This is a genomic window from Solitalea agri (assembly GCF_023914155.1).
Taxonomy (GTDB): domain Bacteria; phylum Bacteroidota; class Bacteroidia; order Sphingobacteriales; family Sphingobacteriaceae; genus Solitalea; species Solitalea agri.
Window position 1 is genome coordinate 36,489 of the sequence record NZ_JAMWYS010000042.1, and the last position, 24,539, is coordinate 61,027.

23 protein-coding genes are annotated in these 24,539 nt (G+C 36.6%); 16 read left to right on the forward strand and 7 right to left on the reverse strand.

Translation table 11 applies throughout. The features are described 5' to 3' along the window. Positions 1-86: 86 nt before the first annotated feature. Positions 87-677: an OmpA family protein gene (locus tag NF867_RS12855; RefSeq protein WP_252588406.1), complete on the reverse strand. Its 591-nt coding sequence runs from the start codon at positions 675-677 to the stop codon at positions 87-89. A 295-nt stretch (positions 678-972) separates the two neighbouring features. Here NF867_RS12855 and NF867_RS12860 point away from each other — a divergent pair, with 295 nt between their 5' ends. The 6 genes from NF867_RS12860 to NF867_RS12885 all read left to right on the forward strand — a co-directional run bounded on the left by NF867_RS12860 (position 973) and on the right by NF867_RS12885 (position 6,954). Beyond that, positions 973-2,361 (forward strand): dipeptidase, encoded by a 1,389-nt coding sequence (locus NF867_RS12860; RefSeq protein ID WP_252588407.1) that lies wholly within the window; start codon positions 973-975, stop codon positions 2,359-2,361. 185 nt (positions 2,362-2,546) lie between these two features. Beyond that, a complete protein-coding gene (locus NF867_RS12865) occupies positions 2,547-3,353 on the forward strand; it encodes a glycoside hydrolase family 25 protein (RefSeq protein ID WP_252588408.1) in 807 nt (268 codons plus the stop codon). 125 nt (positions 3,354-3,478) lie between these two features. After that, the gene (locus tag NF867_RS12870) at positions 3,479-4,108 is read left to right on the forward strand and encodes a GyrI-like domain-containing protein (RefSeq protein ID WP_252588409.1); all 630 of its coding nucleotides are present in this window, start codon (positions 3,479-3,481) and stop codon (positions 4,106-4,108) included. A gap of 95 nt (positions 4,109-4,203) precedes the next feature. Further along, on the forward strand, positions 4,204-5,064 hold the full coding sequence (locus tag NF867_RS12875; RefSeq protein WP_252588410.1) for a glycoside hydrolase family 25 protein: 861 nt from the start codon (positions 4,204-4,206) through the stop codon (positions 5,062-5,064). A 103-nt stretch (positions 5,065-5,167) separates the two neighbouring features. Further along, complete coding sequence (locus NF867_RS12880) at positions 5,168-6,052, forward strand: aldo/keto reductase (RefSeq protein ID WP_252588411.1); 885 nt, start codon at positions 5,168-5,170, stop codon at positions 6,050-6,052. 23 nt (positions 6,053-6,075) lie between these two features. Beyond that, positions 6,076-6,954 carry a diacylglycerol/lipid kinase family protein gene (locus NF867_RS12885; RefSeq protein WP_252588412.1) on the forward strand — a complete coding sequence of 293 codons (879 nt, stop codon included), beginning with the start codon at positions 6,076-6,078 and terminating at the stop codon, positions 6,952-6,954. Here NF867_RS12885 and NF867_RS12890 read toward each other — a convergent pair. Continuing rightward, a complete protein-coding gene (locus NF867_RS12890; protein ID WP_252588413.1) occupies positions 6,946-7,995 on the reverse strand; it encodes a metallophosphoesterase in 1,050 nt (349 codons plus the stop codon). The two genes, NF867_RS12885 and NF867_RS12890, sit on opposite strands and share 9 nt — an antisense overlap. Continuing rightward, positions 7,979-8,755, reverse strand: a complete 777-nt coding sequence (locus NF867_RS12895; protein WP_252588414.1) for a DUF2490 domain-containing protein — start codon at positions 8,753-8,755, stop codon at positions 7,979-7,981. The genes NF867_RS12890 and NF867_RS12895 overlap by 17 nt, the downstream gene beginning before the upstream one ends. A 317-nt stretch (positions 8,756-9,072) precedes the next feature. Here NF867_RS12895 and ald point away from each other — a divergent pair, with 317 nt between their 5' ends. The 3 genes from ald (at position 9,073) to NF867_RS12910 (ending at position 13,074) form a co-directional block, all read left to right on the forward strand. Beyond that, on the forward strand, positions 9,073-10,185 hold the full coding sequence (gene ald / locus NF867_RS12900) for an alanine dehydrogenase (RefSeq protein ID WP_252588415.1): 1,113 nt from the start codon (positions 9,073-9,075) through the stop codon (positions 10,183-10,185). Between the two features lie 140 nt (positions 10,186-10,325). Then, positions 10,326-12,401: a TonB-dependent receptor gene (locus NF867_RS12905; RefSeq protein ID WP_252588416.1), complete on the forward strand. Its 2,076-nt coding sequence runs from the start codon at positions 10,326-10,328 to the stop codon at positions 12,399-12,401. A 124-nt stretch (positions 12,402-12,525) separates the two neighbouring features. Continuing rightward, a complete protein-coding gene (locus tag NF867_RS12910) occupies positions 12,526-13,074 on the forward strand; it encodes an HdeD family acid-resistance protein (protein WP_252588417.1) in 549 nt (182 codons plus the stop codon). On the opposite strand, the gene NF867_RS12915 is transcribed toward NF867_RS12910, so the two are convergent. From NF867_RS12915 to NF867_RS12930, 4 genes are all read right to left on the reverse strand, one after another. Further along, positions 13,071-13,814, reverse strand: coding sequence for a LytR/AlgR family response regulator transcription factor (locus tag NF867_RS12915; RefSeq protein WP_252588418.1), 744 nt, complete (start codon positions 13,812-13,814; stop codon positions 13,071-13,073). The genes NF867_RS12910 and NF867_RS12915 overlap by 4 nt on opposite strands. Next, a complete protein-coding gene (locus NF867_RS12920) occupies positions 13,807-14,847 on the reverse strand; it encodes a sensor histidine kinase (RefSeq protein ID WP_252588419.1) in 1,041 nt (346 codons plus the stop codon). The genes NF867_RS12915 and NF867_RS12920 overlap by 8 nt, the downstream gene beginning before the upstream one ends. 83 nt (positions 14,848-14,930) lie before the next feature. Next, complete coding sequence (locus NF867_RS12925) at positions 14,931-15,287, reverse strand: DUF4288 domain-containing protein (protein ID WP_252588420.1); 357 nt, start codon at positions 15,285-15,287, stop codon at positions 14,931-14,933. 29 nt (positions 15,288-15,316) lie between these two features. Next, the gene (locus NF867_RS12930; RefSeq protein WP_252588421.1) at positions 15,317-16,084 is read right to left on the reverse strand and encodes a LiaF transmembrane domain-containing protein; all 768 of its coding nucleotides are present in this window, start codon (positions 16,082-16,084) and stop codon (positions 15,317-15,319) included. A gap of 252 nt (positions 16,085-16,336) precedes the next feature. Between NF867_RS12930 and NF867_RS12935 the strand changes: the two genes are divergently transcribed. From NF867_RS12935 to NF867_RS12965, 7 genes are all read left to right on the forward strand, one after another. Then, positions 16,337-18,361 carry a thioredoxin domain-containing protein gene (locus tag NF867_RS12935; protein WP_252588422.1) on the forward strand — a complete coding sequence of 675 codons (2,025 nt, stop codon included), beginning with the start codon at positions 16,337-16,339 and terminating at the stop codon, positions 18,359-18,361. Positions 18,362-18,379: 18 nt separating this feature from the next. Next, complete coding sequence (locus NF867_RS12940; protein WP_252588423.1) at positions 18,380-18,997, forward strand: HD domain-containing protein; 618 nt, start codon at positions 18,380-18,382, stop codon at positions 18,995-18,997. A gap of 124 nt (positions 18,998-19,121) precedes the next feature. Beyond that, complete coding sequence (locus tag NF867_RS12945; RefSeq protein WP_252588424.1) at positions 19,122-20,759, forward strand: acyl-CoA carboxylase subunit beta; 1,638 nt, start codon at positions 19,122-19,124, stop codon at positions 20,757-20,759. Positions 20,760-20,917: 158 nt separating this feature from the next. Then, the gene (locus NF867_RS12950) at positions 20,918-21,604 is read left to right on the forward strand and encodes a LuxR C-terminal-related transcriptional regulator (protein WP_252588425.1); all 687 of its coding nucleotides are present in this window, start codon (positions 20,918-20,920) and stop codon (positions 21,602-21,604) included. Between the two features lie 9 nt (positions 21,605-21,613). Further along, a complete protein-coding gene (pnuC, locus tag NF867_RS12955) occupies positions 21,614-22,219 on the forward strand; it encodes a nicotinamide riboside transporter PnuC (protein ID WP_252588426.1) in 606 nt (201 codons plus the stop codon). Between the two features lie 41 nt (positions 22,220-22,260). Then, complete coding sequence (locus NF867_RS12960; RefSeq protein WP_252588427.1) at positions 22,261-22,851, forward strand: GNAT family N-acetyltransferase; 591 nt, start codon at positions 22,261-22,263, stop codon at positions 22,849-22,851. A gap of 52 nt (positions 22,852-22,903) precedes the next feature. Continuing rightward, positions 22,904-24,184 carry a replication-associated recombination protein A gene (locus NF867_RS12965; RefSeq protein WP_252588446.1) on the forward strand — a complete coding sequence of 427 codons (1,281 nt, stop codon included), beginning with the start codon at positions 22,904-22,906 and terminating at the stop codon, positions 24,182-24,184. The last annotated feature ends 355 nt before the right edge of the window (positions 24,185-24,539 follow it).

Consider the following 24,539-nt stretch of genomic DNA (forward strand, 5'->3'; position numbering starts at 1 on the left):
GTTAAATAAACTTATTGAACAAGGGACAGGAAAAGTGAACTCACATTCATCAGTAGGTAGTATTCAGTACGATGTAATTAGTGTTATTACTGGGTTTTTGCTACAGCTTCTTCTTTAAGGCCGTAGTCAGAAGTAATCCAAATTAAAACCCTTCTGTTTTTTGCCCTACCGTTTTCAGTATCATTTGAAGCCACCGGTTGGGTATCGCCAACACCGTAAGCGTTAATGCGATCTGCGCTTATACCATTATTCACCAAAAAATGCTTAACCTCATCGGCTCGTTTAAATGATAATGATAGGTTGTATTCCTCATTTCCACTATCGTCGGTATGGCCTTGGATAATATTATAGGTCTTAGCGTATTTTTTAATAATGTTAACTAACTTATTAACTGTAGGTACTGCATCGGATTTAATACTGTACTGGTCAAAGTCAAAGAATACTTCATTAACAAAAGTAATCTTAATGGAATCGCCCACGCGTTCAACTTTACAGTCTTTTACAGTCCTTTGAATTTCAAAAGCCTCTTTATCCATATATTTTTTGATATAGGTTTGAGCGGTTTTGCTCTTGGATGCCTTTTTTGTAGAACAGGATGTAAATAAACTAACTACTCCCAATAGGCAGAACAGAAAAAAGCTTAATTGGTAAAAACGCTTTAAAAAGCTGTTTGACATACAGTATCAATAAATAGAACTAGCTGGTAACAAACCTACATGATTTAAGCTGAAATACAATAGTTTGAGTAATAATTTTGTATTTCACAAAAAGTAATATTTAAAATTAATAAAAATTCTTTAAAGTGTATTTTTTGAGTGCTATTTATACTAATAGCTAAATTTCAATGCATGCATTATATATGATCAAATCTTCAGTGTTAAAATGCAGTTTTGTTTCGTGCTTAAAAAATTACCAATCATCCGTTTTATATTTCTTTTATTCTTTATTCCTTTGTCTCCAAATTCTAATTTAATGGAAACCATCAAGAACTATATTGAAGCTAACAAACAGCGTTTCCTCGACGAACTGTTTGATATTTTACGCTTCCCTTCAGTAAGTGCTGATCCTCAGTTTAAAGAATCGGTATTAAAAACTGCGGATTATATTAAAGCCCGCTTAATTGATGCCGGTGCAGACAAAGTAGAAGTTTGTCCTACCGCCGGGTATCCAATTGTGTACGGTGAAAAAATTATTGACCCAGCATTGCCAACAGTGGTAGTGTATGGCCATTATGACGTGCAACCTGCAGATCCACTTGAATTATGGCACACCCCACCGTTTGAGCCTACAGTAAAAATTACTGAAGAACATCCTGAAGGTGCTATTTATGCGCGTGGAGCCTGTGATGACAAAGGTCAGATGTACATGCATGTAAAAGCATTTGAGTTGATGATGAAAACCAACACTTTGCCATGTAACGTTAAGTTTATGATTGAAGGTGAGGAAGAAGTTGGTTCATCCAATCTTGCCACTTTTGTAAAAGCAAACAAAGAGCGTTTAAAAGGTGATGTGGTGTTGATTTCAGATACCTCAATGATCGCTAACGATGTTCCTTCAATTGAGTGTGGCTTACGTGGCTTAGCTTATATGGAAGTAGAATTGGTTGGCCCTAACCGCGATTTACACTCAGGAGTTTATGGTGGTGCAGTTGCAAACCCAGCTACAATTCTGGCAAAAATGATCGCTTCTTTACATGATGAAAATAATCATATTACCATTCCTGGTTTTTATGATAAAGTAATTGAGCTTTCAGATGCTGAGCGTGCTGAAATGGCTAAACAGCCATTTAGTGAAGCGGCCTATAAGAAGGATTTGAATATTGATGAGGTTTGGGGTGAAAAAGGGTATTCAACGATTGAACGTACTTCAATTCGTCCAACTTTAGAAGTGAATGGTATTTGGAGTGGATATATTGGTGAAGGTGCTAAAACCGTGTTGCCATCAAAAGCGAACGCTAAAATTTCGATGCGCTTAGTTCCAGGTCAAAATTCTGATGAGATCTCTGATTTGTTCAAAGCTCATTTTGAGAAAATTGCCCCAAGCTATGTGAAAGTTAAAGTTACAGCACACCATGGTGGCGAACCGGTTGTTACTCCAACCGATTCGATTCCTTTTAAAGCCGCAAGCAAAGCCATGGAAGAAAGCTTTGGTAAAACTCCAATCCCTACTCGTGGTGGTGGAAGTATTCCAATTGTAGCTTTGTTTGAAAAAGAATTAGGTTTGAAATCTGTTTTAATGGGCTTTGGCTTAGATTCAGATGCATTGCACTCGCCAAATGAAAAATACGGTTTGTTCAACTATTACAAAGGGATTGAAACTATTCCGTTATTCTTCAAACACTTTGCTGCAATGAGCAAATAAGAAATTAAAATTTTATAATTTTTTGGGGAAGGCAACTGTGGAAGTTGCCTTTTCTTTTGGTTATTATTATTAAAATAGTAAATCTAGATATCGGGCTATTAAATTGAAACTATAGTTAATTTCTGTAAGTATAAATTAATAATCAGTGTTAACCAACCAAACCAAGCCCTAGCGCTGATTCCCATATGTTAGTTCGATTAAATGTCCAATGGATAAGAGGTCGCATGCGTATATTTTGGAGCCTTTTTATTCTACTTTTCTTAATTCCAAAGAAATCAGATCCTTATTCAAACAAGAAAATTGTTTATCTCACTCCCCGAATTATTAAGCTGATTCAGTACCGGCAAACGGGTTCTTTTGGTATTCACATTCCTACCATGTACACCGTTCATGGAATTGATATTTCGCGATATCAGCAAAAAATAAACTGGCAAAAATTAAAAGCAGTTGATGAAGAAGGTGTAGCTATTTCTTTTGTGTACATAAAAGCAACAGAAGGTATTGATGCGCTCGATCCTATGTTTTCGACTAACTGGGATGAATGTAAAAATGCAAGGTTATTAAGAGGTGCCTACCATTATTTTAAACCGAAGAAGTCAGGAAAAGAGCAGGCTCAATTCTTTTTGGATAAAGTAAAACATTTGCCAGGAGACCTTCCTCCAGTAATTGATGTGGAAGAACGTGGAAAAATGCCGCTTGCTCAGTTTCAACGCAATTTAAAAAGTATGATAGATGAGATTGAGGCTGAAGTAGGGGTGAAGCCGGTAATTTATACTAGTTTAAGATTCTATCAGGATTTTATTAAAAATAAGTTTTCAGACTACCCCTGTTGGATCGCTAATTATCATCATCCTAAACTATTGTTTACCAAAGAAAAATGGACCATATGGCAACATTCAGATAAAGGCAAGGTTAGTGGAATTATTGGTCGGGTTGATTTTAATACCTTCAATGGTTCAATGAATGAATTAAAGCAACTTTGTGTTAAATAAAATTTTCGAGTGATCATACTAGCCATTTTCATCTACGTTTTAAGAAGTGGGTTAAAGAAATACTTTTAGCTGCTGACATACAGTTGTCATTTTTGAACTTTGTTTTGCCTGGAAAATATACACTCATGGAAAAACTTGATTTAACGAAATTTTATAAAACCTATCATAAAGCTACAAACAAGCCGGAGCTGGTAACGATTGAACCGGCAAGGTATATTTCTATTGAAGGAAAAGGGGACCCATCTGCCCATGAATTTACTAATTGTTTGCAGGCACTTTATTCTACGGTATATACTCTAAAATTCGCTTTTAAAGTAAAACAAAAAGATTTTGTAGTGGCAAAACTGGAAGGTTTATGGTGGTTTGATGAGGCAAAGTTTGATGTTGGTTCAATGGAGGAAGCTCCGCTTAAAGTGCCCAGAAACGAATGGAATTATAGAATGATGATTCGACTCCCGGAATTTGTAAAAGAGGAAGATATTCAGTTGGCTAAGAAAAATGTTTTTGAAAAAAAAGGGATTTCGCTTGTGAGTAATGTTGAGTTTTTTCAAATGGAAGAGGGGTTATCTGTTCAGATGTTACATTTGGGGCCATTTAATAAGGAGCCTGAAACACTAAAAGAGATGTTGACGTTTATGGAAACCAAAAAGCTTGGCAAAAATGGCCTTCATCACGAAATCTATCTTTCTGATTTTAATAAAACAGCGCCTGAAAAGTTGAAAACGATTTTGAGGGAACCGGTGATGCAGGAATAGAAACCTTGCCGGACGATGAAGGAAATTAACCAATTGCTGAATTTCTTGTTAGTTTAAATTTTTCAGAAGTATATCTTTGTCGCTGAAATCTCCGTATGGCCAAACGTAATAGCAGCACATCCAAAGCAATCTCAAAAAAAACAAAGCGTCCTCAAGGCATTCCAATTCGTTATTTCTGGTGGAAAGTAAGCGGCTTTTTACTGCTCATGTGCTTTATCACATTCTATTCACCTATTGTTAAAACGTTCCTTTCAATTAAGGAAAGTGTTAGTGATAACTTTTCTGATTACCGTTACGTTCATATCCACTCGTACGGAATAAAAATCCCTAAAAAGTTTAAAGTGCATGGTATAGATGTTTCTAAATACCAATCACGTATCGATTGGGATAAAGTGAAGAATATGGAAGACGAGGGCGTAAAAATCAACTTTGCGTTCATTAAGGCCACCGAAGGCCAGTTTAATATCGATCCTTGTTTTCAGAGAAACTGGAAGCAATCAAAAAAAGCTGGTTTAATGCGGGGGGCTTATCATTATTTCAAACCTCGAAAATCAGGAAAGTGGCAGGCTGCTTTATTTTTGCAAACGGTTAACTATGAATCAGGCGATCTTCCTCCGGTAATTGATATCGAAGAAACCGGAAGATTGACACCTGAAGAGCTACGTGAAAATTTAAAAGAATGGCTCGAAACAGTTGAGAAGAAAGTGGGTGAAAAACCGATTATTTATACGGGCTATAAATTTTACGAAGATTATTTAAAAGGCTATTTCGATGACTATCCGTATTGGATCGCTCATTATTACCAGTCGAAACTTAAAATTGAGGATAGTACACAATGGAGTTTCTGGCAACATTCAGATATAGGAAAGGTGAATGGCATTCGCCAACCTGTTGACTTTAATGTTTTTAATGGTAGCCTGGAAGATTTGAAAGATCTATGTTTAGAGCTGGAATAATGATTAAATGATGTTTAAGAGTATTAAACATTGATTACAGGTTATAACCTATCAGAAATATAGACTATATTTAGCCCAACAACTTAGCGAAATTAAAACATACATGAAAAAAGTCTATCTAAGCGATTCGGGTCCGAAAGTATCAGCAGCAATTTATGGTTTTTGGAGATGGGGCAGTGAAGGAATGGTGAGTGCATCTCAAATGGAAGAAATTGTTGATCATTGTTTGAGTTTGGGTATTAATACTTTTGATCATGCCGATATTTACGGAAATAATTCATGTGAAGAATTGTTTGGCCAGGTGATCAAGCAAAAAACAATAAAGCGTGATGAAATAGTTTTGTTTACCAAATGTGGCCTCATTAAAAAGGGCAGTAAAGGCGCACAAATCGATCATATAAATTCTTCTGCAAGCCATATTCGCCAAAGTGTTGAGAATTCATTGAGAAATCTTCAAACTGATTATGTTGATATTTTCTTATTAGATCATCTCGATCATATTTCGTTTTTGGAAGAAACTGCAGGAACAATTCTTCAGTTAATTGAAGCTGGCAAGATCAAACATTTTGGTGTAGCTAATCTTACGGCCTCACAACATCAGTTGATCTCTGCTTACCTGCGTGTACCAGTTGTTACCAGTCATATCGAGTTAAATCTTTTAAATACATCTGCTATTGATGATGGACGTTTTGATTTCATGCGTCAGAAATACAGCAAACCATTAGCATGGTCGCCTTTAGCAGGTGGCAGGATTTTAAATGGTGATGATGCACAGGCTTTACGAGTGCGTAAAAAATTAGAGGAAGTGGCTCAAAAATATAATGCAAATGTTGAAGAAACAGCAGTTGCCTGGTTAGTTAAACTTGGGGCATTGCCAATTATTGGAGCTTTGCATAAGCAACGTATTTCAAATGCTGCAAGAGCTTTTGAAATTGACATGGAACACGAAGATTGGTACGCCTTATACCAGGCGACCCTAAATAGTTAAATTCTTTCTTATTCCTCCTGATCATGAAAAGCGTTTTATTCATTGTAAACCCATTTTCAGGAGGAATTGATAAATCTGCCTTGCTTGATTCGATCGAATCATTTGCTCAAGAACATCATTACCGATATTCAATTTATAAAACCACAGGCTCAGCTGATCTCGAACAGGTTAAAGAGTTGATTGCCGAGCTTAATCCCGCTGTAATTGCAGTTGCTGGTGGAGATGGTACAATTCTCACAGCCGTTAACGCCGTATTTGGCACACCAACTTCTATTGTGATCATTCCGGTTGGTTCGGCCAATGGGATGGCTAAAGAGTTAAATGTTCCGATGGACATTAATAAAGCTTTAGCACTAATTGAATCGGGTAAAGACTTGTTGATTGATTTATTGGATATCAATGGGAAAATTTGTGTGCATTTGGCTGATGTTGGTTTAAATGCGAAAGTTGTAAAACGCTTTGAGCAAGACCCTAACCGTGGGTTATGGATATATGGGAAATATGTTTTCAGAGAGCTTTTTCAGCTTCGGATAAACAGATTTTCGATACAATTGCCCGAACGGAAAATTAGGCGTTTTGCCGTGTCAATGATATTTGCCAATGCATCAAAATATGGTACCGGCGCCGTAATTAATCCGGTTGGAAGTTTAACGGATGGTAAATTCGAGTTGTGTATAATCAGGCAATTCCCATTTTGGCAGTTCTTCGTTTTAGCCTACAAAGCTTTTTTTGGTAAGTTTTCTGATTCCGAATATGTAGAAATAATCAGTACTTCTCAAGTAACGGTTAAAGCATCGAGGAAAACGCTTTTACAGGCCGACGGAGAAATTATTGGCAAAGTGAGCACAATCGTTATTAAGGTTTTGCCTCAGTCTGTAAGTTTTTTGGTTTCATCAGTTTAACTCAACTCTGTAAATGCATTCGCTAGGCAAATAGTTTGATTTAATTACAAAACATTCACAAACGATCTTCTTGTCAAAGAAAGTCAATTTAAAGAACCCTCTTTTATCAACTCCAAAGTTGAGGTGTTTTCCGCTATCAACCACATATTTTACCTTACTTCCTGATCCGCTAACAATGAAATGGTTTCCATTTTTGGTAATATGCTGTAAATTATGTTCATGTCCGCAAGCATAAATTAAACCCGGATACTGGCTAAAGATCAATTTAAGTTCCGCTCTTAATCTTCGATAACGTGGATGAGTAATGTCTTCTCTTGCTCCATAAAGCCTGCGATAAAGCGGGAGCAGGGAGCCAATTAATGGCAATGGGAGCCATGCATTTTTACGATAAACAGTAAGAGGGAAAAGATGATGCCGGAACTTATATCGTCCGCCGTGCATGGAGTAACTATAAATAGGGGTATGGCCTACTACAATAATTTTCTTTTCGCGGTGTGTAAAAAGTAGGTTATTAAGTTCCGCAAAGAATTCCTGCTCGTTGTTAGCAGAACAGCCAAATTGTTTTCCAGCAGGCTTAAAACCGTCTTGTAGCCACCATTGTGTATTAATGGCAATAATGGCAATATGCCCTGAACTGTTAATTAAAATAGGTCCTGGACAACCGCTGCTTGGTTGGTAAATGGTTTTATCGTTAAAAAGGTTGGTTAAATAATTTTCTTGCCGTAAAACATATTCGTAGCCATTAGGTTTTCCCTTGTTCCAATCATGATTTCCGGAGATAAATCTTTTTTCCCCTTTAAAATCTTTAAGAAAGGAATGGTAGAAAGTAAGCACCTTTTCTGCATGCTTTCGTAGTGAATGATTTTCAGGAGGTAAACCATTGGGATACACAAGATCACCTAGAAAAATGATCATGCTGTTTGTTGTGGATGGGAAATGTTCTTTCAGCAAATTAAAAACAGCATCATTACCATCGGTTTTTAGCTCGCCTGTATCTCCAATTAAAAATAACACAAATGGTTCGCTAGTCTCCGCTTTCATGTATTGGCGTTGATGGTTTTTTTTCTTTGGCAAGGTTCAATGTATAGTAGAAAAATAAACGCAAAGTATGATTGCTGTCGTAAACATTTCCAGCAGATTTTTGCTGAAACACATTCATATAACCAAAATCAAAATTTAGCGATTTAGAAATGTTTTGTTTGATGCCTATAAATAAGCGATTTTGATCCATGGAGTTATAAACAACCTGTTTGCCAAAATTCAGCAGTATTTCATCGGCCAACATTAATGATGGAAGATAGAAGGCTTTTTCTCCTTTAAAAACCGGAAGGTTGAAGCTCAGTAAATAGCGTATTCGGTTAGTGAATTTGGTGCCTACCTTTTCGTCGTTTACAATTTGTTCTTGCCACCTTTGCTCAACTCTTAATCGTTGCAATAAATTTAAGCTGCCTAGTTTTTGTGTAAAAAGGAGTTCAGTATAAAATCGATTCTCGTCTTGCCAATTGCTTAAACTATCAGCCGGAGGTGTTAGCCATAAATGTGCATAACCAGCAACCAATCGCAAATTCGGCTTAATATAGTAGGCGATGCCTCCTCTTATGAACCAAAAATTGGTTTCGGCCATAAAATCCTGACGACGATTGTGAAAATCAAGTACAGTGGCCCATTTGTTATTAAACTTGAAAACGTTGTTGACAGAAAACCATGACATTGCATTATTATTGACTACTTTTTCCGTTTGGGCCTTAACAGAAGAGCAGAACAATAAACCGATGATGAACAAAAAAGGTAGTGAGCGCATATGTAATGTAAATTTCAGTAGGGTTAACTTAAAAATACAAAAAAATCAGCTTGCTTAATCAATCGTTTGACTAGTGGTATAACGCGCGTTTTTTGCTTTCATCTGAAACCTAAATCATTGTTAATACGGCTTTTTTTGTGTCGATTAAAGAGTTTAAATTATTCGTTAAGCCGATATAAATTTTTAGTAAACTCAAAAACTCAAAATAACATTTCAGGCTTTTCAATCGCTTCAAAATGATAGTGTTTTCTTTATTTTTATTAAGAAAAGATGATTTTAAATAAACAATTTTGTCAAACCAAAATATAACCTAGATTATGATCGTCGGACTTCCAAAAGAAATCAAAAACAACGAGAACCGTGTTGCTCTTACACCAGGTGGCGTTACAGAGCTTATTAAAAACGGACATACTGTTTACGTTCAAGCTTCAGCAGGTAACGGTAGCGGTTTTAATGACGAAGAATATAAATCAGCAGGAGCAACTATACTTCCAACAATTGAAGAAGTTTATGCAATTGCTGAAATGATCGTGAAAGTTAAAGAACCGATCGAATCAGAATATAAACTAATTAAACCAAATCAATTAGTTTTCACATACTTCCACTTTGCTTCGCATGAGCCATTAACCAAAGCAATGGTTGAAAGCAAAGCAGTTTGTTTAGCTTACGAAACTGTTGAGAAAAAAGACCGCTCATTACCATTGTTAGTACCAATGAGTGAAGTTGCCGGTCGTATGGCAATTCAAAAAGGTGCTAACTACCTTGAAAAACCATTAGGTGGCCGTGGCATTTTGTTAGGTGGTGTTGCAGGTGTGGCTCCGGCTAAAGTATTGGTTTTAGGTGGTGGTATTGTTGGTACTGAAGCTGCTAAAATGGCTGCGGGTTTAGGTGCCGATGTTACTATTATGGATATCAGCTTACCTCGCTTACGTTATTTATCAGACATTCTTCCGGCTAACGTTAAAACCGTTATGTCTAATTCATATAACATTGCCCAAGCTATTAAATCTTCAAACTTAATCGTTGGTGCGGTATTAATTCCAGGTGCTAAAGCGCCTCACTTAATTACCCGTGCAATGTTAAAAGATATGCAACCAGGTACTGTTTTAGTTGACGTAGCAGTTGACCAAGGTGGTTGTATTGAAACTTGTAAACCTACCACTCACGAGAATCCAACTTTCGTAATTGATGGTGTGGTTCATTATTGTGTTGCTAACATGCCAGGGGCAGTTCCTTATACTTCTACTTTGGCGTTAACAAACGCAACATTGCCTTATGTTATTAAATTGGCTAACCAGGGCTGGTTAACAGCTTGTCAAAATGATGAAGAGTTACGTAAAGGATTGAACGTAATTAATGGTAACATCGTTTACAAGCCTGTTGCTGATGCCTTTAACATGTCATACTCACCGGTAGAAAACTACTTGTAGTATTCAGTTTTGTAAATTTTTCTTCATAGATAGTGGATTGAGCGACCCCAGGGATGGGGTCGTTTTCTTGTTTTATAACAATTCATAACAAATAGTTATATTTTATTAATATCATTTATATTTGTTCCCACAGATATAGTATGAAATACATTTTACTATTAAGTATATGTTTACTGTCGTTAGTTTTTAAAACAAATGCGCAGCAAGTTGATGATTCTCTTGATATAGCAAATATCGATGAAGCTTTTTGGAATAAACAACTAATCGTCACTATAAAAGGTGAAGAGCTCAATCTATTTCCTTCTTATAGTTTAATGGAAATGTTAATTGGTAGAGTGCCTGGTTATGATGTCAATAAACAAGTAATTCAAGATTTTTTGTTCATAGTTGATGGAGTGGTAAACCCTTATGTTAACAGTATTAATGTTAATGACATAGAAGAAATTAACTATTACCACGGAGGTTTAGAAGCTGTAAATGGAGCTTTTAGATCTAAAGGAGGTGTTTTTTTTATAAAAACTAAGAAACACAATTATGCCGAATCATTAACAGTGGATTTTGTTGCTCAAATCGGAAATATCAATAATCAATATCTTGTTCCCAACCACAAAAGTTATTTAACGCAAAGCTATACGATCGGATTACATCAAGGAACTTCTAAATTTAAATATGCTATTGGAGCCAATTATCTGAAAAATTATAATGGCGGGTCACTGAATAAAGATTATATAGTTAAGAGTAATATAACGCTAGATTATCATCCAATCAACTTTTTGGAAACAGGAATAGCCGTAAATTATTCACCCGCTGCAAGCAGTTATACGGTAAAAGAAGATTTTATCAATCTTAACAGAACGCAAGAAAGTGAATTAGAGTTATTTACAGGTAATTTTTATCTAAATGTAAAACCTACAAGGAATTTAATAAATCAGTTTTCAATAACTAGGTTGAATGATAATTACGAGTATAATTTGAGAAGGGAGAATGAACAAGATGACTTTGGGTCACAATTAAGCATTCATCGGCCTTATTTGCTTATACAAAATACTCTGTCTTATTCAAAGAAGTTTAAAAAAATAGATTTTGGCAGTTTACTTAACTATTCAAGATCAATAAGACAATACAAGGATAATGTACTTTATTTTGATGAGGGAAATGCTACTGGTTACAATCAAATGGAGTTAGGAGAAAGTTTTAATTCATTTGCTGCCGCTTTATTTATTAATTATAATTCGCTTTCCTTCACTGGTGGATATCGAATAGATGTTTCTAACGATAAAACGTTTAAATCTCCTTACGGATCCGTTGTTTACGATATAAAAAATCAGGTTCTAAAAAACAACAAGTTCATAAACTCACTCAATATTTATTTGGCTTATAGTAGATATGATCAATCAAACTATCCATTTGTAATAAAGTCTGATAATGATAATTTCCCTGATTTTAGTAATAGGCAAATACCATCAAGTAATGTCTTTAACATAGGTAGCAAATTCAGCATTTATAAAAATAGGTTTAATTTTAGCGCTGATTATTCAACATCATCAACTCAAGAAACGGTGATGTTAGACTTGCCTGCTACTTACGATTCACAAAAGGTTAAAGCTTTAATAGATCTGAAGACTAAAGGTTGGAGATTTTGTTCCGCAACTAAAGTTATTGACAATGCAAGTGTTAAATGGGATGCTGGATTCAATTTTAGCTATTTGAAAGAAAAGCTTAATGTAGAATCACTTTTGTTAACTCCTTCAATATTTAAAATTACTTACGGAAGTATTTACGGTAATCAGTTTTATCAACGTGAATATGGAAAAAAAACATATCGAAATTATTATGATGATTTTGAAGGAAACTTTTCAGGTGGCTTCCAAAACAAAATAAAATACAAACAATTTTCATTTGATATTAATACCTCTATATCTCTCAATAGGAAAATTTTTGTCCGTCCTGGAATTCAAAGAGAAATATTAACTGACGGAGCAACATTTTGGCATTTACCAGATGGTTATGATTTTAGTAAAGATCATTTCACCCGTGTTAATGATATCTCTATTAATTATTTAGCCTTAGGTTACACATTAAATAAATCAACCTTAAAGGTGATAAATAATATGGGTTTGTATCTAATCGCTAAAAATGCTATTGGTTTTGATACCTATGACAACCCAAATGAGCCTGAAAAATATTATGGAGTAGCTATGAAAATAACATTGTAAAAACATTCTTTAGAAGAAGAATGCGGTTTGAATAGCATTCTTCTTCTATCAAATTATTATATTTAAGTAATGTTAGGGTTTGTTTCATAAATTGAAATATTCTTAACCATCTAACTACGCACTCATGCTACAATCACTTATACGAAACTGGTGGGTAATTTTACTCAGAGGTTTGGTGGCAATAGGCTTTGGTATTTTAGCTTTTATTTGGCCCGGTATAACCTTAATAACACTCTTGTATTTCTTCGGATTATATCTTATTGCTGACGGTTTTATCGCTCTTTTTACAGCCATATCCAGTTGGAACAGGAGGGAAGATAAATGGCTGCTCGTAATTGACGGGCTTTTAAGTGTGGCGGTAGGAATAGTTGCCTTACGATCACCATTGGCTGCTAATGTTGCCATTGTGTTTATTGTTGGTTTTTGGGCAATTATTGGGGGGATAATAAAAATAGCCTTCGCCATTCATGTTCGTAATGAAATAAAAGGCGAAGGTTGGATTGCTTTCAGTGGGGTTATGACCATATTATTCGGCTTTGTTTTGATTGCCGACCCCATGCAAGGTGCCATAAGCCTAATCTGGCTAATTGGCGCTTTATCCATCGCATTGGGATTTATGTGGGTAATTACCGCTTTTCGGATTCGTTCTTTCAGTAGCCGTTTGCGGTATTAAATGTTAAGTACTTCCTTCAGTTTTGTATAACCGCTTTTACTTACCGGTATTTGTATACCTGATTTTAACACTGCCAAATGCGATTCTTTATCGTAAATATCAATTCTCACTATTTGATTTAGGTTGATGATATACGAACGATGAATTCGAATGAACAGTTGTTCGTCAAGTGTCTTCTCAAAAAAGCTCATCGTTTTGTTCTTTAAGAAAGAACCCTCTTCCGTTTGTATTTTAACATAGTCATCAGACGCTTCCAGGTAATGAATTTCTGAAACAGGAATAATCTTAATCTTTCCTTCAACTTTAACTACCACTCGGTTGTTTTGAGTAGAACTTGCAGCTACATTTTCAATAGCTTGTTTAGTAGTTGTAGGAACTTCATTTGTATTGCGGTTGGCTAGCCACTTTTGTATGGCTTTGTCAAAACGCTCTTTTGAAAACGGCTTAAGTAAATAATCAATGGCATTTGCTTCGAAGGCGCGAATGGCATATTCGTCAAATGCAGTTGTAAAAATGATAGAAGGAGGGCAATCCAGTAGTTCAAGCATTTCAAAACCCGTGATCTTTGGCATTTGAATATCGAGGAATATCAAATTAGGTTTGTGCGTTCCTATAGCTTTTACCCCTTCAAATCCGTCGCCACATTCCTGAACGATTTCAATTTCAGGATAATCTTTTAAGTATTCTTTAACAATGGCTCTCGCCAAAGGTTCATCATCTATAAGTATTGTTTTAATCATTGGTTTGTGGAATTCTAAGCGTTGTAGTAAAGATGTTTCCGTTTGAAGATGTTTCAATTAAGTCATTTCGTGCAAAAAGCAAATACAATCGTCGACTTATAGAACTCAGGCCAAAGCCGGTTCCTTGTGGTACATTTGTTTGTGCATCAAATGGGTTCTTAACTTCCACGGCTAATTCGTTTATAGAGCTTTTCGATACTTTTATGCTAATGGTTACATTTTCAATCGTGTCATATAAGCCAAATTTTATGGCATTTTCAACAATTGGCTGCAATAGCATTGGTGGAAGTGTCAACGACTTTGCTTCATCGTCCATTGTAATCATCGTTTCAAGCCGGTGACTAAAACGAACTTTCTCAATATCAAGGTAAAGTTTTAAATGCTGCACTTCTTCGTCAATAGTTACCCATTGATTTTCTTCTTTTTTCAGTGTTCCCCGAAGAAAATCTGATAATTGCTGGATCATTGTACGGGCTTCTTCCGGTCGTACAACAATTAACGCGCTAATGGAGTTTAAACTGTTGAATAAAAAATGGGGCTGCAATTGTTGGCGAAGTTTGAATAATTCAGCCTCTCGAGCCAATTTCTCCGTTGATTGATGGACGCGCAAATGTTCTTCCTGTTCTTCACGACTATACCAAAACAAGCTCAAAACTGCTACCCATCCAATAATTAAGCAACCTATTAAAAACCTAACCAGTATTGATTTTTTTAGGAAAACCAGGTAATCCGGAGAATTAATAAGATATGAAAGGGATAAGTTGCTCAAAATCAACCACAATATGGTGATCGCTAAAACTTCAATGATGGTAAAAGTGTAATTTCCTTCGGGCCGATAGTAAATAAATACATAGCTCACCAGTGCGCAACCGCAGGCCAGTAAAAGATTGAAAACCGCACTATCAATTGTAGCCTGAAACCAATCTAAACCAAATGAGTAATTGAGAATTATTGCATGTATAACTCCCCAGATTAACCAGAGCGTAAAAAATGCACAAAGAAAAGCTTTGTTTTTTAAAGGGTATGTAGCCATTGTTGAGTGTTAAGTTTAAAGCTTTAAGTTCTAAGCTGTAAGTCGATTCATCAACTTAAAACTTAGAACTTAGAGACTCAAAACTATATATAATGCTCTACCTGTATTAATTGTCGGCGAACTTTTCGTGCTTTAATTTTAAGATCGTTAAGGTATTCGGCAGCGCTATCGGCTTCAACAATCTCCGAGTAAACTTCTGATTTATCGGTTACCGAATGTATCTTATCCAAAGCTACAATATCTACAAACCTCCAGCTTACCAATTCTTTGTTTACGTTAAAAAATGTAGACTGTTGGTCGACTCCTACTTCTTTTGCTTTAGAGAGCGCAGTTGAAAAGTCTTCTGCCTGTATTAACCGCAGTTGTTCATCGAACTGTGGCTGATGTTTACCTTCTCCCGATTGGATCTGATAAACCAGTTTTGCAATAAACCATTCCATATGTAAAGCTTGTTTATGTTAGTTTTTAGTTAGTAGCTTTTAATATCAATGCCGCCAAAGATATTTGAGCCTTTTAAGATCAGTTTTTTGGTTGGGGTATCCCCACCGGCCATAATCGGGCGTTTATCATCAACTCCTCCAAAGATGCTGGTTGTTTCGATTTTTACTTCCCAATTAGCTGGAATGATCATTTTTGTGCCACCAAAAACATTATCAATTTCAATGGTTACAACTCCTTCAAAATCGGCTTGTGACAGGTTAATATCAGCGCCGCCAAAAACAGATTGGATTCTTCCTCCCTTGAAGTTTTTTGATAATACCGTGCGCTTTGTTCCTCCGAATGCATTGGTAATGTTTAGCACATCTTCATCTGAAACATCTTCAGTTGCACATTCAAAAGGTCTCCTGTGCTTAGGTCTTGTCATTATTACCAGACCGATAAAAATAATGCCCGCTGGAATAATGTACTTTCTCAATGCTGAATCCCATAGAAAATATTCATTGGCCATAAAATAAGATCCAATCAGGATCGGTACAAGCCAGCCAATGCCTCTGAAATTGTGCTTAGCACCAACAAATACACCAATACCAATTAATAAACCTTGCCAGCTGAACAGATATTCTGGGATGCCCAGATCCATTTGACGGAGCAGGTAGATGACACCGATGATGATGATAACCAAACCGCCAAGTATATTGTTTGGTCGGCCATGTCTTTCTATATGCTGTCTTCTACGTTCCGAGAATCTATCTCTTGAAAATCTCGGGTCCATATTTTTAAATTCTTGTGTATCCATGATTCAAAAGTAATATTGAACGACTAAGTTCAAAATCATATTCCGATAACCCTATGCAATACCTCGGTGAACGGTAGATTTTGGTCGGTGAATTTTTTTGAATGAAGCAACATCTTTCATAAATGATAATTGAAGCAAATGAGGTTGCTTTAGGAGTGTTCTGAATCCTTTCACTAATTTCTTATTACTATCCCGAAAAAACCATAATGCTTTGTACCTTTAAGCTTGTACTTCAAATCAGATTATCATACTATGCCTAAACATACCAATGCTCTTGTAAGCGAAACTTCCCCTTATTTATTGCAGCATGCCCATAATCCGGTTAATTGGTTTCCATGGGGAGCAGAGGCCTTAAAAAAAGCGAAGGAAGAGAATAAGCTCATTTTGGTAAGCGTTGGGTATTCCGCCTGCCATTGGTGCCATGTGATGGAACATGAGTCTTTTGAAGACGAGGAAGTTGCGGCCATTATGAATGAGCATTTTGTTTGTGTAAAAGTGGATAGGGAAGAGCGGCCGGATATTGATCAGATTTATATGAATGCGGTTCAGCTAATGACCGGTGGTGGCGGCTGGCCATTGAATTGTTTCTGTTTGCCAGATCAGCGTCCTTTTTATGGTGGGACTTATTTTAGGAAGGATGATTGGAAACAGTTGCTGAATGATCTGAATGCCTTCTATCGGAATAAACCTGATGAAGCTGGAGAATACGCCCGTCGTTTGCATGAGGGTATTAATCAATCAGACTTGGTAAGCTTTGTTAACGAGAAGAAAGAATACACAAACGAATCGTTAAAAGCCATTGTTGATTCCTGGATTCGTTATTTTGACTTTACTGATGGAGGACACAACCGTGCGCCTAAATTTCCCTTACCCAATAATTTTTTGTTTTTACTTCGCTATGCCCATTTGATGAAAGATCAGGCGTCGAATGTGATCACTCGTATAACGCTTGATAAAATGGCTTATGGAGGAATTTATGATCAGCTGGGAGGAGGCTTTGCTCGTTACTCTGTCGATTCGGTGTGGCTGGTGCCACATTTCGAAAAGATGTTATATGATAACGCTCAATTGGTTAGCCTTTATGCCGAAGCTTATCAATACAGCCATTCAGAGATTTATAAAAAGGTAGTGGAGGAAACGTTAGAATTTGTAAAACGTGAGTTAACATCGCCGGAAGGAGGATTTTATTCAGCATTAGATGCCGATAGCGAAGGGGTGGAAGGGAAGTTTTATTGCTGGACGAAAGATGAATTACAAGGGCTTTTAGGTGATGATGAAGAGCTTTTCAGTATTTATTATAACGTAACAGAAGCTGGCAATTGGGAAGAAACCAATATCCTGCATCGCAAACAAGATGATGATGTGCTGGCAGAAGCTTTAGGTATAACGGTTGAAAATCTGCTCGAAATAATAGAACGCTGTAAAGCAAAGCTGATGAAAGTGAGGGCGGCCAGAATTCGTCCCGGACTGGATGATAAAATTTTAACTTCCTGGAACTCGATGATGTTAAAAGCTTATGTTGATGCTTATCGGGTTTTTAATAATCCTGAGTATTTGCAGTCAGCCCTTCAAAACGCAGAGTTTATATTAAGTAATTTAAAAACCACTAACGGAGGATTGAAGCGCAACTTTAAAAATGGTAAAGCCACCATCAATGGTTTTTTAGATGATTATGCTTTTACCATAGAAGCCTTCATTGAGCTTTATCAGGCTACATTTGATGAACAATGGCTCAATGAGGCGAAAGTACTGGTTGACTACTGCAATGATCATTTCATCGACACGGATTCGGGGATGTACTTTTACACAGCTGATACCGATGAACAACTGATTGCCCGTAAAATGGAAGTGATGGATACAGTTATTCCCGCCTCAAATTCAGCAATGGCCAGGGCATTATTAAAGCTTGGTATCTTACTTCAAAACGAGGAATATTTGAAACAATCAGGTCAAATGCTGACAAATGTTAGCGAACAGATAAAGAAATACGCATCAGCCTATTCAAATTGGGCATTGTTAATGCTCGAAAATATATTTCCTTTTTATGAAGTGGCTATAACCGGTAAAGGAGCCGTTAGCAGATTGGTGGAACTTGATCAGTATTATATTCCCAATAAATTGGTAATGGGAGGAGAAACCGGAACATTACCATTGTTGGAGGGGAAAATCAATGAACAGCCAAAAGTGTATGTATGCGTGAACAGAACCTGCCTAATGCCCGTTTCGCAGGTTGTTGAAGCAGTTCAGCAAATGAAACATGACTTTCCAATTGTATAATTTAATACGATGCAAAATATGCTTTCGCTTGACCTTGGAAGACAAACTTTCGGAGATACAACTAATGTAAATAATGTATTAAGCAGAGATGAGGTAACTCAACTATTGATTGATTGGGTGAAAAATGAAAAGCTGCTGTTGCACATGAAACAGGTGGGGCACCTGATGAAGCAATGGGCATTGGAACGTGAAGAGCTTTCATCTGATGAAGCATGGAAATGGGAGATGGCCGGCTTACTGCATGATGCGGATTGGGACCAATGGCCCGACCAGCACTGCCGATTGATCATTGAAGAACTGGAAAAAAGAAATGTTGATCCTGAAATTATTCATGCCATTGCATCACACGGTCCACTGTATTTTGGGGTTGAGCCCATAACCATAATGGATAAAATGCTTTATGCCTTGGATGAACTATCAGGATTAATCCATGCTTACTCTTTAATGCGTCCTGAAGGTTATATTGGTATGGAATTAAAGGGAGTTAAGAAAAGGTTAAAGGAGAAAACATTTGCCGCCAATGTATCTAGAACTGATATTCAGGATGCATGTGATAGAGCCAGCCTCAATCTAGACGATTTAATACAGTTTATAATTCTGCATCAGGGTGATGTAAGTTTATCAAATTGGTTTTAAAATTGATTAAGCCGGTTTTATATTTTAAGTAGCTATGATCTTCATGGTTAATTATTAAAATTTAGAAAATCTGAATAATTGTGAAGTATTCATTATTTTACGAATTCAATAATCAATTTACCTTATGCTTGATCAACAACTGGAGATTAGTAGAAACGAAGACATTAATAAACAATTGCTTTATGAACTGAAGTCGCGTAAAAAGAAATTACTAGCGGGTGGAGGGGAGAAAGCGGCTGCCAAACAGAAGGAAAAAGGCAAGATGCTTGCAAGAGAGCGTATTGCCTACATGATAGATCCCACTACTGAATTTATTGAATTTGGCACATTTGCCGCATATGATATGTATGCCGAAGCTGGTGGTTGTCCGGCTGCCGGAGTTATTACTGGGTTAGGTTATGTTTCTGGCAGATTGTGCGTTATTGTTGCCAATGATGCCACTGTAAAAGCAGGCGCATGGTTTCCGATGACAGCCAAAAAGAATCTTCGGGCGCAGGAGATAGCGATGGAAAATCATCTCCCGATAATCTATTTGGTCGACAGTGCAGGTGTTTACTTGCCAATGCAAGATGAGATCTTTCCCGACAAAGAACACTTTGGACGAATTTTCAGAAATAACGCTATTATGTCGTCGAAAGGCATTGTTCAAGTTGCAGCTATAATGGGTTCATGTGTTGCCGGTGGAGCTTATCTGCCCATTATGAGTGATGAAGCCCTGATTGTTGAAGGCACCGGTTCAGTTTTTTTGGCAGGTTCGTATTTGGTGAAATCGGCAATTGGTGAAGACATAGATAATGAAACCTTAGGCGGGGCGACCACTCATTCAGAAATCTCGGGTGTTACCGATTATAAGTGTGAGAACGACCAGGACTGTTTGGATAAAATTCGTTCACTGATCGATAAGCTTGGAGAAAATCCTAAAGCTGGCTTTAGCAGAATAGAACCTAAAAAGCCTTTAAAAGACGAAAAAGAGATTTATAAAATACTTCCAGAGAATCGGGATAAACAATTCGATATGCTTGATATTATTCATCGTTTGGTTGATAATTCCGAATTTGATGAATATAAAGAGCTGTATGGTAAATCGATTTTATGTGGCTATGCCCGAATTAACGGATGGGCAGTTGGAATTGTAGCCAATCAACGTAAAGTGGTGAAATCAAAAAAAGGAGAGATGCAGTTCGGCGGAGTCATCTATTCTGATTCGGCTGATAAAGCCACCCGCTTTATCATGAATTGTAACCAGAAGAAGATTCCGTTAGTGTTCTTACAGGATGTTACTGGATTCATGGTAGGATCTCGATCAGAACAGGGTGGAATTATAAAGGATGGAGCAAAAATGGTGAACGCGGTAGCAAATTCAGTAGTTCCAAAATTTACCATTGTTATCGGAAATTCATATGGAGCCGGAAACTATGCTATGTGTGGGAAAGCCTATGATCCGCGTTTCATTGCGGCATGGCCGACAGCCAAAATAGCCGTAATGGGTGGTTCACAAGCGGCTAAAACCTTGCTCCAAATACAAGAAGCCTCACTAAAGGCTAAAGGAGAAGAAATTACCGAGGAAAAAGAACAAAAACTATTGAAAGAAATAACCGATCGATACAATAATCAAACAACGCCCTACTATGCTGCAGCGCGCTTATGGGTTGATGAGATCATCGATCCTCTCGACACCCGTAAATGGATCTCCATGGGGATAGAAGCTGCGAATCATGCTCCTATTGAACGGGCATTTAATGTAGGGGTACTTCAGGTTTAATAATTTAAAACTTACTAAATAACGGCCGTAAATAACGATAAATCATCATTATTACGGCCGTTTGCTTCTTTAGATTGATTTAGAAATTTTACAAATACTGCAACCTATCGCTATTGCAACTGTTAAGCCTATAATTATATTTACGCAAATTTAAAGGCATGACGCAAAATAACGAGATTGATGAGCTTAAGAAAAGAATTGAGGAATTGGAAAAGAGGCTTGAATTTCTAAATGCTGTTGTTCATAAATTACCAGCCAACATTTATGTTTCAAATCTTAATGAGAAAAAAATCGTTTGGTGCAATCATAAACATGAAGTTTCTACAGGGTACACACTGAAGGAGGCATCGGAGATGGGCTTTGAATTTTTTCAGCAAACAATTCATCCTGATGATTTGAATATTCCAGAGGATAGTATTCAGCATTATAGTTCCCCAATTGAAAATGACTTTGGAGGTATCTTCAGAACACGTAGAAAAGACTCAACCGATTGGAAATGGTATGCAGGTTGGGCTACAACTTTTGTTGAAAAGGAAGAAAAACCAGTTGAAATTCTATGTGTGGACGTTGAGTTAAGCGGAAGTATGCATACAATTGCTCAATCGGCCGAGGCTTTAAAAGAAGTACTAACTTTCAGAAATAAATATTTAATTGAAAAACTGACTGGTCGTGAACTGGAGATTTTGAAACATGTTGGTAATGGATTGTCCAATAAAATGATTGCTGAGGAGTTAAATATTAGTCTGCTAACCGTTCAAACTCATCGAAGAAATATTCGGGAAAAATTAAGCACTTCAAATACCGCTGAATTGGTTGCTTTAGCTAAAGAATCGGGTATCTCTTAAATTTTAAACATGTTAGATTCTGTTTTAAAAGCACTTCAAAATTTATCGATTTTAGAATTATCGGTTTTTATTATCGGCTTTGTAAATGTGTTTTTGCTTATCAAAGAGCATGTAGGCGTTTATCCTGGAACCATAATAAGCTCATTTCTACATATTTTTATTATCTATTCATCACAGATATATGCCGGTATAGTAATCGATATCTACTTCATTGTAAGTTCTGTGTATGGATGGATGTATTGGAAATCACAAAATGATGCCTCAAATGATGAGTTTGCACCTAGCAAAGGAACATTTAAACAAAACCTTGTATGGTTTGCGGCTTTTCTATTAATATGGTTAATACTACTGATCATTTTTAAATACCTCCTGAAAAGTGACTTTAGCGAGTTGGATACCTGTATTACTTCCGCCGGTTTTGTGGCCACCTATTTAATGATCAAGAAGAAGATTGAAAATTGGGTTTATTGGTTATTCGGAGTATTTATAACCTTGCCAATGTATTATTACAAGCATTTGTATCTGTTGTGCATACTGTATCTCGCCATGGTGGTTCTCAATATTATTGGCCTTAAACAATGGACTGCTAGATTGGTTAAATCCCAATATGCGTAGTTTTAGTTTGAAATAATTGTTTCAACTTTAGGCTTTTTGAGATGGCAACAAACTTACCAGCACTTACATATAATGATCTTACTTTTCAGGAACTGACGATTAGTAATTGGTTTCAGTTTGAAAAGCTAATGGGTGATAAGGGTGGATGTGGAGGTTGTTGGTGCATGGCTTTCCGATTGTCTACCAAAGAATTTAATGAGCAGAAGTACGAAGGAAATAAATCATCAATGTATTCATTGGTTGAAGAAGGAAGACCAATAGGAATTATAGCTTTTTGTGAAGACGAGCCTATTGGATGGATAGCGTTAGCTCCCCGTGAAGATTATCTTAAAATTGAAAAATCCAGATCATTAAAACCAATAGATGATAAACCGGTTTGGTCTATTACTTGTTTTTTCATTGGGAAGGAGTTTCGGAGAGTAGGTTTATCAAAATTACTCATTAAAGGAGCGGTTGATTTCGCAAGATATAAAGGAATAAAAACCTTAGAAGCTTATCCAGCAATTCCTTACGACAACAAGGTTCCTGCAGCTTTTTTATGGGTTGGGATTTTGAGTGCCTTTCTTTTAAATGGCTTTGAGGTGGTAAAGCAAAATGGAAAAAGCAGAGCTATTGTACGACTAGATGTTTAGTGTTCCTAAAAAAATTAGCAAAAATTTCGTTAATTCGTACTCCGAATAAATCATAAGTACGATGCAACCATTAGCCGAACGCCTTCGACCTAAAACTTTAGATGATTATGTCAGTCAGTCGCATTTAATAGGGACAGAAGGTGTATTACGGAAAATGATTAACATGGATGCTTTTCCATCCATGATTTTCTGGGGTCCTCCCGGAACAGGCAAAACCACATTGGCATTAATCATTGCAAACATTGCTAAGCGACCGTTTTACCAGCTCAGTGCGGTAAATGCCGGTGTTAAAGACGTTCGTGAGGTTATTGAAAGTGCCTCGACCAGTCGTGGTATGTTTGCCCAGCGACCAATATTATTTATTGATGAGATCCATCGATTCAGCAAATCACAACAAGACTCTTTATTAGGAGCCGTAGAAAAAGGTCTGGTTACATTAATTGGCGCTACCACTGAAAATCCCAGTTTCGAAGTTATTCCTGCATTATTATCCCGCTGCCAGGTATACATCCTTAATCATTTTACTAAAGCAGATCTCGACCTTTTATTACAAAAGGCTATAGCCACTGATGAAGTTTTAAAGCTGCGCAAAATTGAGCTGAATGAAACTGATGCATTAATTCGTATTTCGGGTGGTGATGCAAGAAAACTGTTAAATACTCTTGAATTGGTTGTTTCCGGATCCACTGACAATCCATTGATAATAACCAATGACCTGGTTGCATCAATGGCACAAAAGAATGGTGCTTTTTATGATAAATCAGGAGAACAACATTATGATATCATTTCAGCCTTCATAAAATCGATAAGGGGAAGCGACCCGAACGGCGCTGTTTATTGGTTAGCCAGAATGATTGAGGGTGGGGAAGACTTGAAATTTATTGCCCGTCGCATGCTCATTGCAGCTTCCGAAGATATAGGCAACGCCAATCCTACTGCTTTGATTATGGCTAATAATACTTTTCAAGCCGTGCAAACAATAGGCTATCCTGAGAGTAGGATAATACTTAGCCAGTGCGCGGTATATTTGGCTACATCTCCTAAAAGTAATGCATCCTATTTGGCAATTGGCAAGGCACAACAAATAGTTAAGCAAACTGGTGATTTACCAGTTCCCTTGCATCTGCGTAATGCTCCCACTAAGCTGATGAAAGAACTTAACTATGGTAAAGATTACCTGTATTCACATGATTATACCGATAACTTTATTGAACAGGAGTTTTTGCCAGATGAGTTATCAGGTCAAAAAATTTATGACCCCGGTGAAAATGCCAAAGAAGTGCAGTTGCGGCAATTTCTGCGAGCACGGTGGAAAGAAAAGTATGGCTATTAATGAGGTTCTATCCAAATTCAATTAGAATTTTAGCAAATTGAAGTTAATTTTAGTCAAAACCTGAAAAAAAATACTTTAATGTTTTTGGTTAATTAGGTTAAATCTGAGTTGTACTTTGGTTAAAAATAAAATTTGAAATGCCGGTTCATTTAAAACACTTAGTGGCAGGAGTATAGTATGTCGAAATTTGAATTGATAATATTAAATATGAACAGGTTTTAGATGTAAAATGATAGGGTATTTAAATATTTAATCTTTTTTGCACAGGAATAGTGGTTTTTGAAGAAAAAATTAAGTGTTTATAATTTTAGTCAAAAACTTAAATATCAGGTTAATAAATATATATATCCTGGGG

Excerpts from the sequence above, each read along its gene's own strand:
- NF867_RS12915 (WP_252588418.1), bottom strand. The coding sequence starts at position 13,814 with ATGATTAAAACAATACTTATAGATGATGAACCTTTGGCGAGAGCCATT.
- NF867_RS12880 (WP_252588411.1), top strand. The coding sequence starts at position 5,168 with ATGAAAAAAGTCTATCTAAGCGATTCGGGTCCGAAAGTATCAGCAGCA.
- NF867_RS12885 (WP_252588412.1), top strand. The coding sequence starts at position 6,076 with ATGAAAAGCGTTTTATTCATTGTAAACCCATTTTCAGGAGGAATTGAT.
- NF867_RS12865 (WP_252588408.1), top strand. The coding sequence starts at position 2,547 with ATGTTAGTTCGATTAAATGTCCAATGGATAAGAGGTCGCATGCGTATA.
- NF867_RS12870 (WP_252588409.1), top strand. The coding sequence starts at position 3,479 with ATGGAAAAACTTGATTTAACGAAATTTTATAAAACCTATCATAAAGCT.
- NF867_RS12860 (WP_252588407.1), top strand. The coding sequence starts at position 973 with ATGGAAACCATCAAGAACTATATTGAAGCTAACAAACAGCGTTTCCTC.
- NF867_RS12960 (WP_252588427.1), top strand. The coding sequence starts at position 22,261 with ATGGCAACAAACTTACCAGCACTTACATATAATGATCTTACTTTTCAG.
- NF867_RS12910 (WP_252588417.1), top strand. The coding sequence starts at position 12,526 with ATGCTACAATCACTTATACGAAACTGGTGGGTAATTTTACTCAGAGGT.
- NF867_RS12945 (WP_252588424.1), top strand. The coding sequence starts at position 19,122 with ATGCTTGATCAACAACTGGAGATTAGTAGAAACGAAGACATTAATAAA.
- ald (WP_252588415.1), top strand. The coding sequence starts at position 9,073 with ATGATCGTCGGACTTCCAAAAGAAATCAAAAACAACGAGAACCGTGTT.
- NF867_RS12920 (WP_252588419.1), bottom strand. The coding sequence starts at position 14,847 with ATGGCTACATACCCTTTAAAAAACAAAGCTTTTCTTTGTGCATTTTTT.
- pnuC (WP_252588426.1), top strand. The coding sequence starts at position 21,614 with ATGTTAGATTCTGTTTTAAAAGCACTTCAAAATTTATCGATTTTAGAA.
- NF867_RS12950 (WP_252588425.1), top strand. The coding sequence starts at position 20,918 with ATGACGCAAAATAACGAGATTGATGAGCTTAAGAAAAGAATTGAGGAA.
- NF867_RS12940 (WP_252588423.1), top strand. The coding sequence starts at position 18,380 with ATGCTTTCGCTTGACCTTGGAAGACAAACTTTCGGAGATACAACTAAT.
- NF867_RS12855 (WP_252588406.1), bottom strand. The coding sequence starts at position 677 with ATGTCAAACAGCTTTTTAAAGCGTTTTTACCAATTAAGCTTTTTTCTG.
- NF867_RS12890 (WP_252588413.1), bottom strand. The coding sequence starts at position 7,995 with ATGAAAGCGGAGACTAGCGAACCATTTGTGTTATTTTTAATTGGAGAT.
- NF867_RS12895 (WP_252588414.1), bottom strand. The coding sequence starts at position 8,755 with ATGCGCTCACTACCTTTTTTGTTCATCATCGGTTTATTGTTCTGCTCT.
- NF867_RS12930 (WP_252588421.1), bottom strand. The coding sequence starts at position 16,084 with ATGGATACACAAGAATTTAAAAATATGGACCCGAGATTTTCAAGAGAT.
- NF867_RS12905 (WP_252588416.1), top strand. The coding sequence starts at position 10,326 with ATGAAATACATTTTACTATTAAGTATATGTTTACTGTCGTTAGTTTTT.
- NF867_RS12925 (WP_252588420.1), bottom strand. The coding sequence starts at position 15,287 with ATGGAATGGTTTATTGCAAAACTGGTTTATCAGATCCAATCGGGAGAA.
- NF867_RS12875 (WP_252588410.1), top strand. The coding sequence starts at position 4,204 with ATGGCCAAACGTAATAGCAGCACATCCAAAGCAATCTCAAAAAAAACA.
- NF867_RS12935 (WP_252588422.1), top strand. The coding sequence starts at position 16,337 with ATGCCTAAACATACCAATGCTCTTGTAAGCGAAACTTCCCCTTATTTA.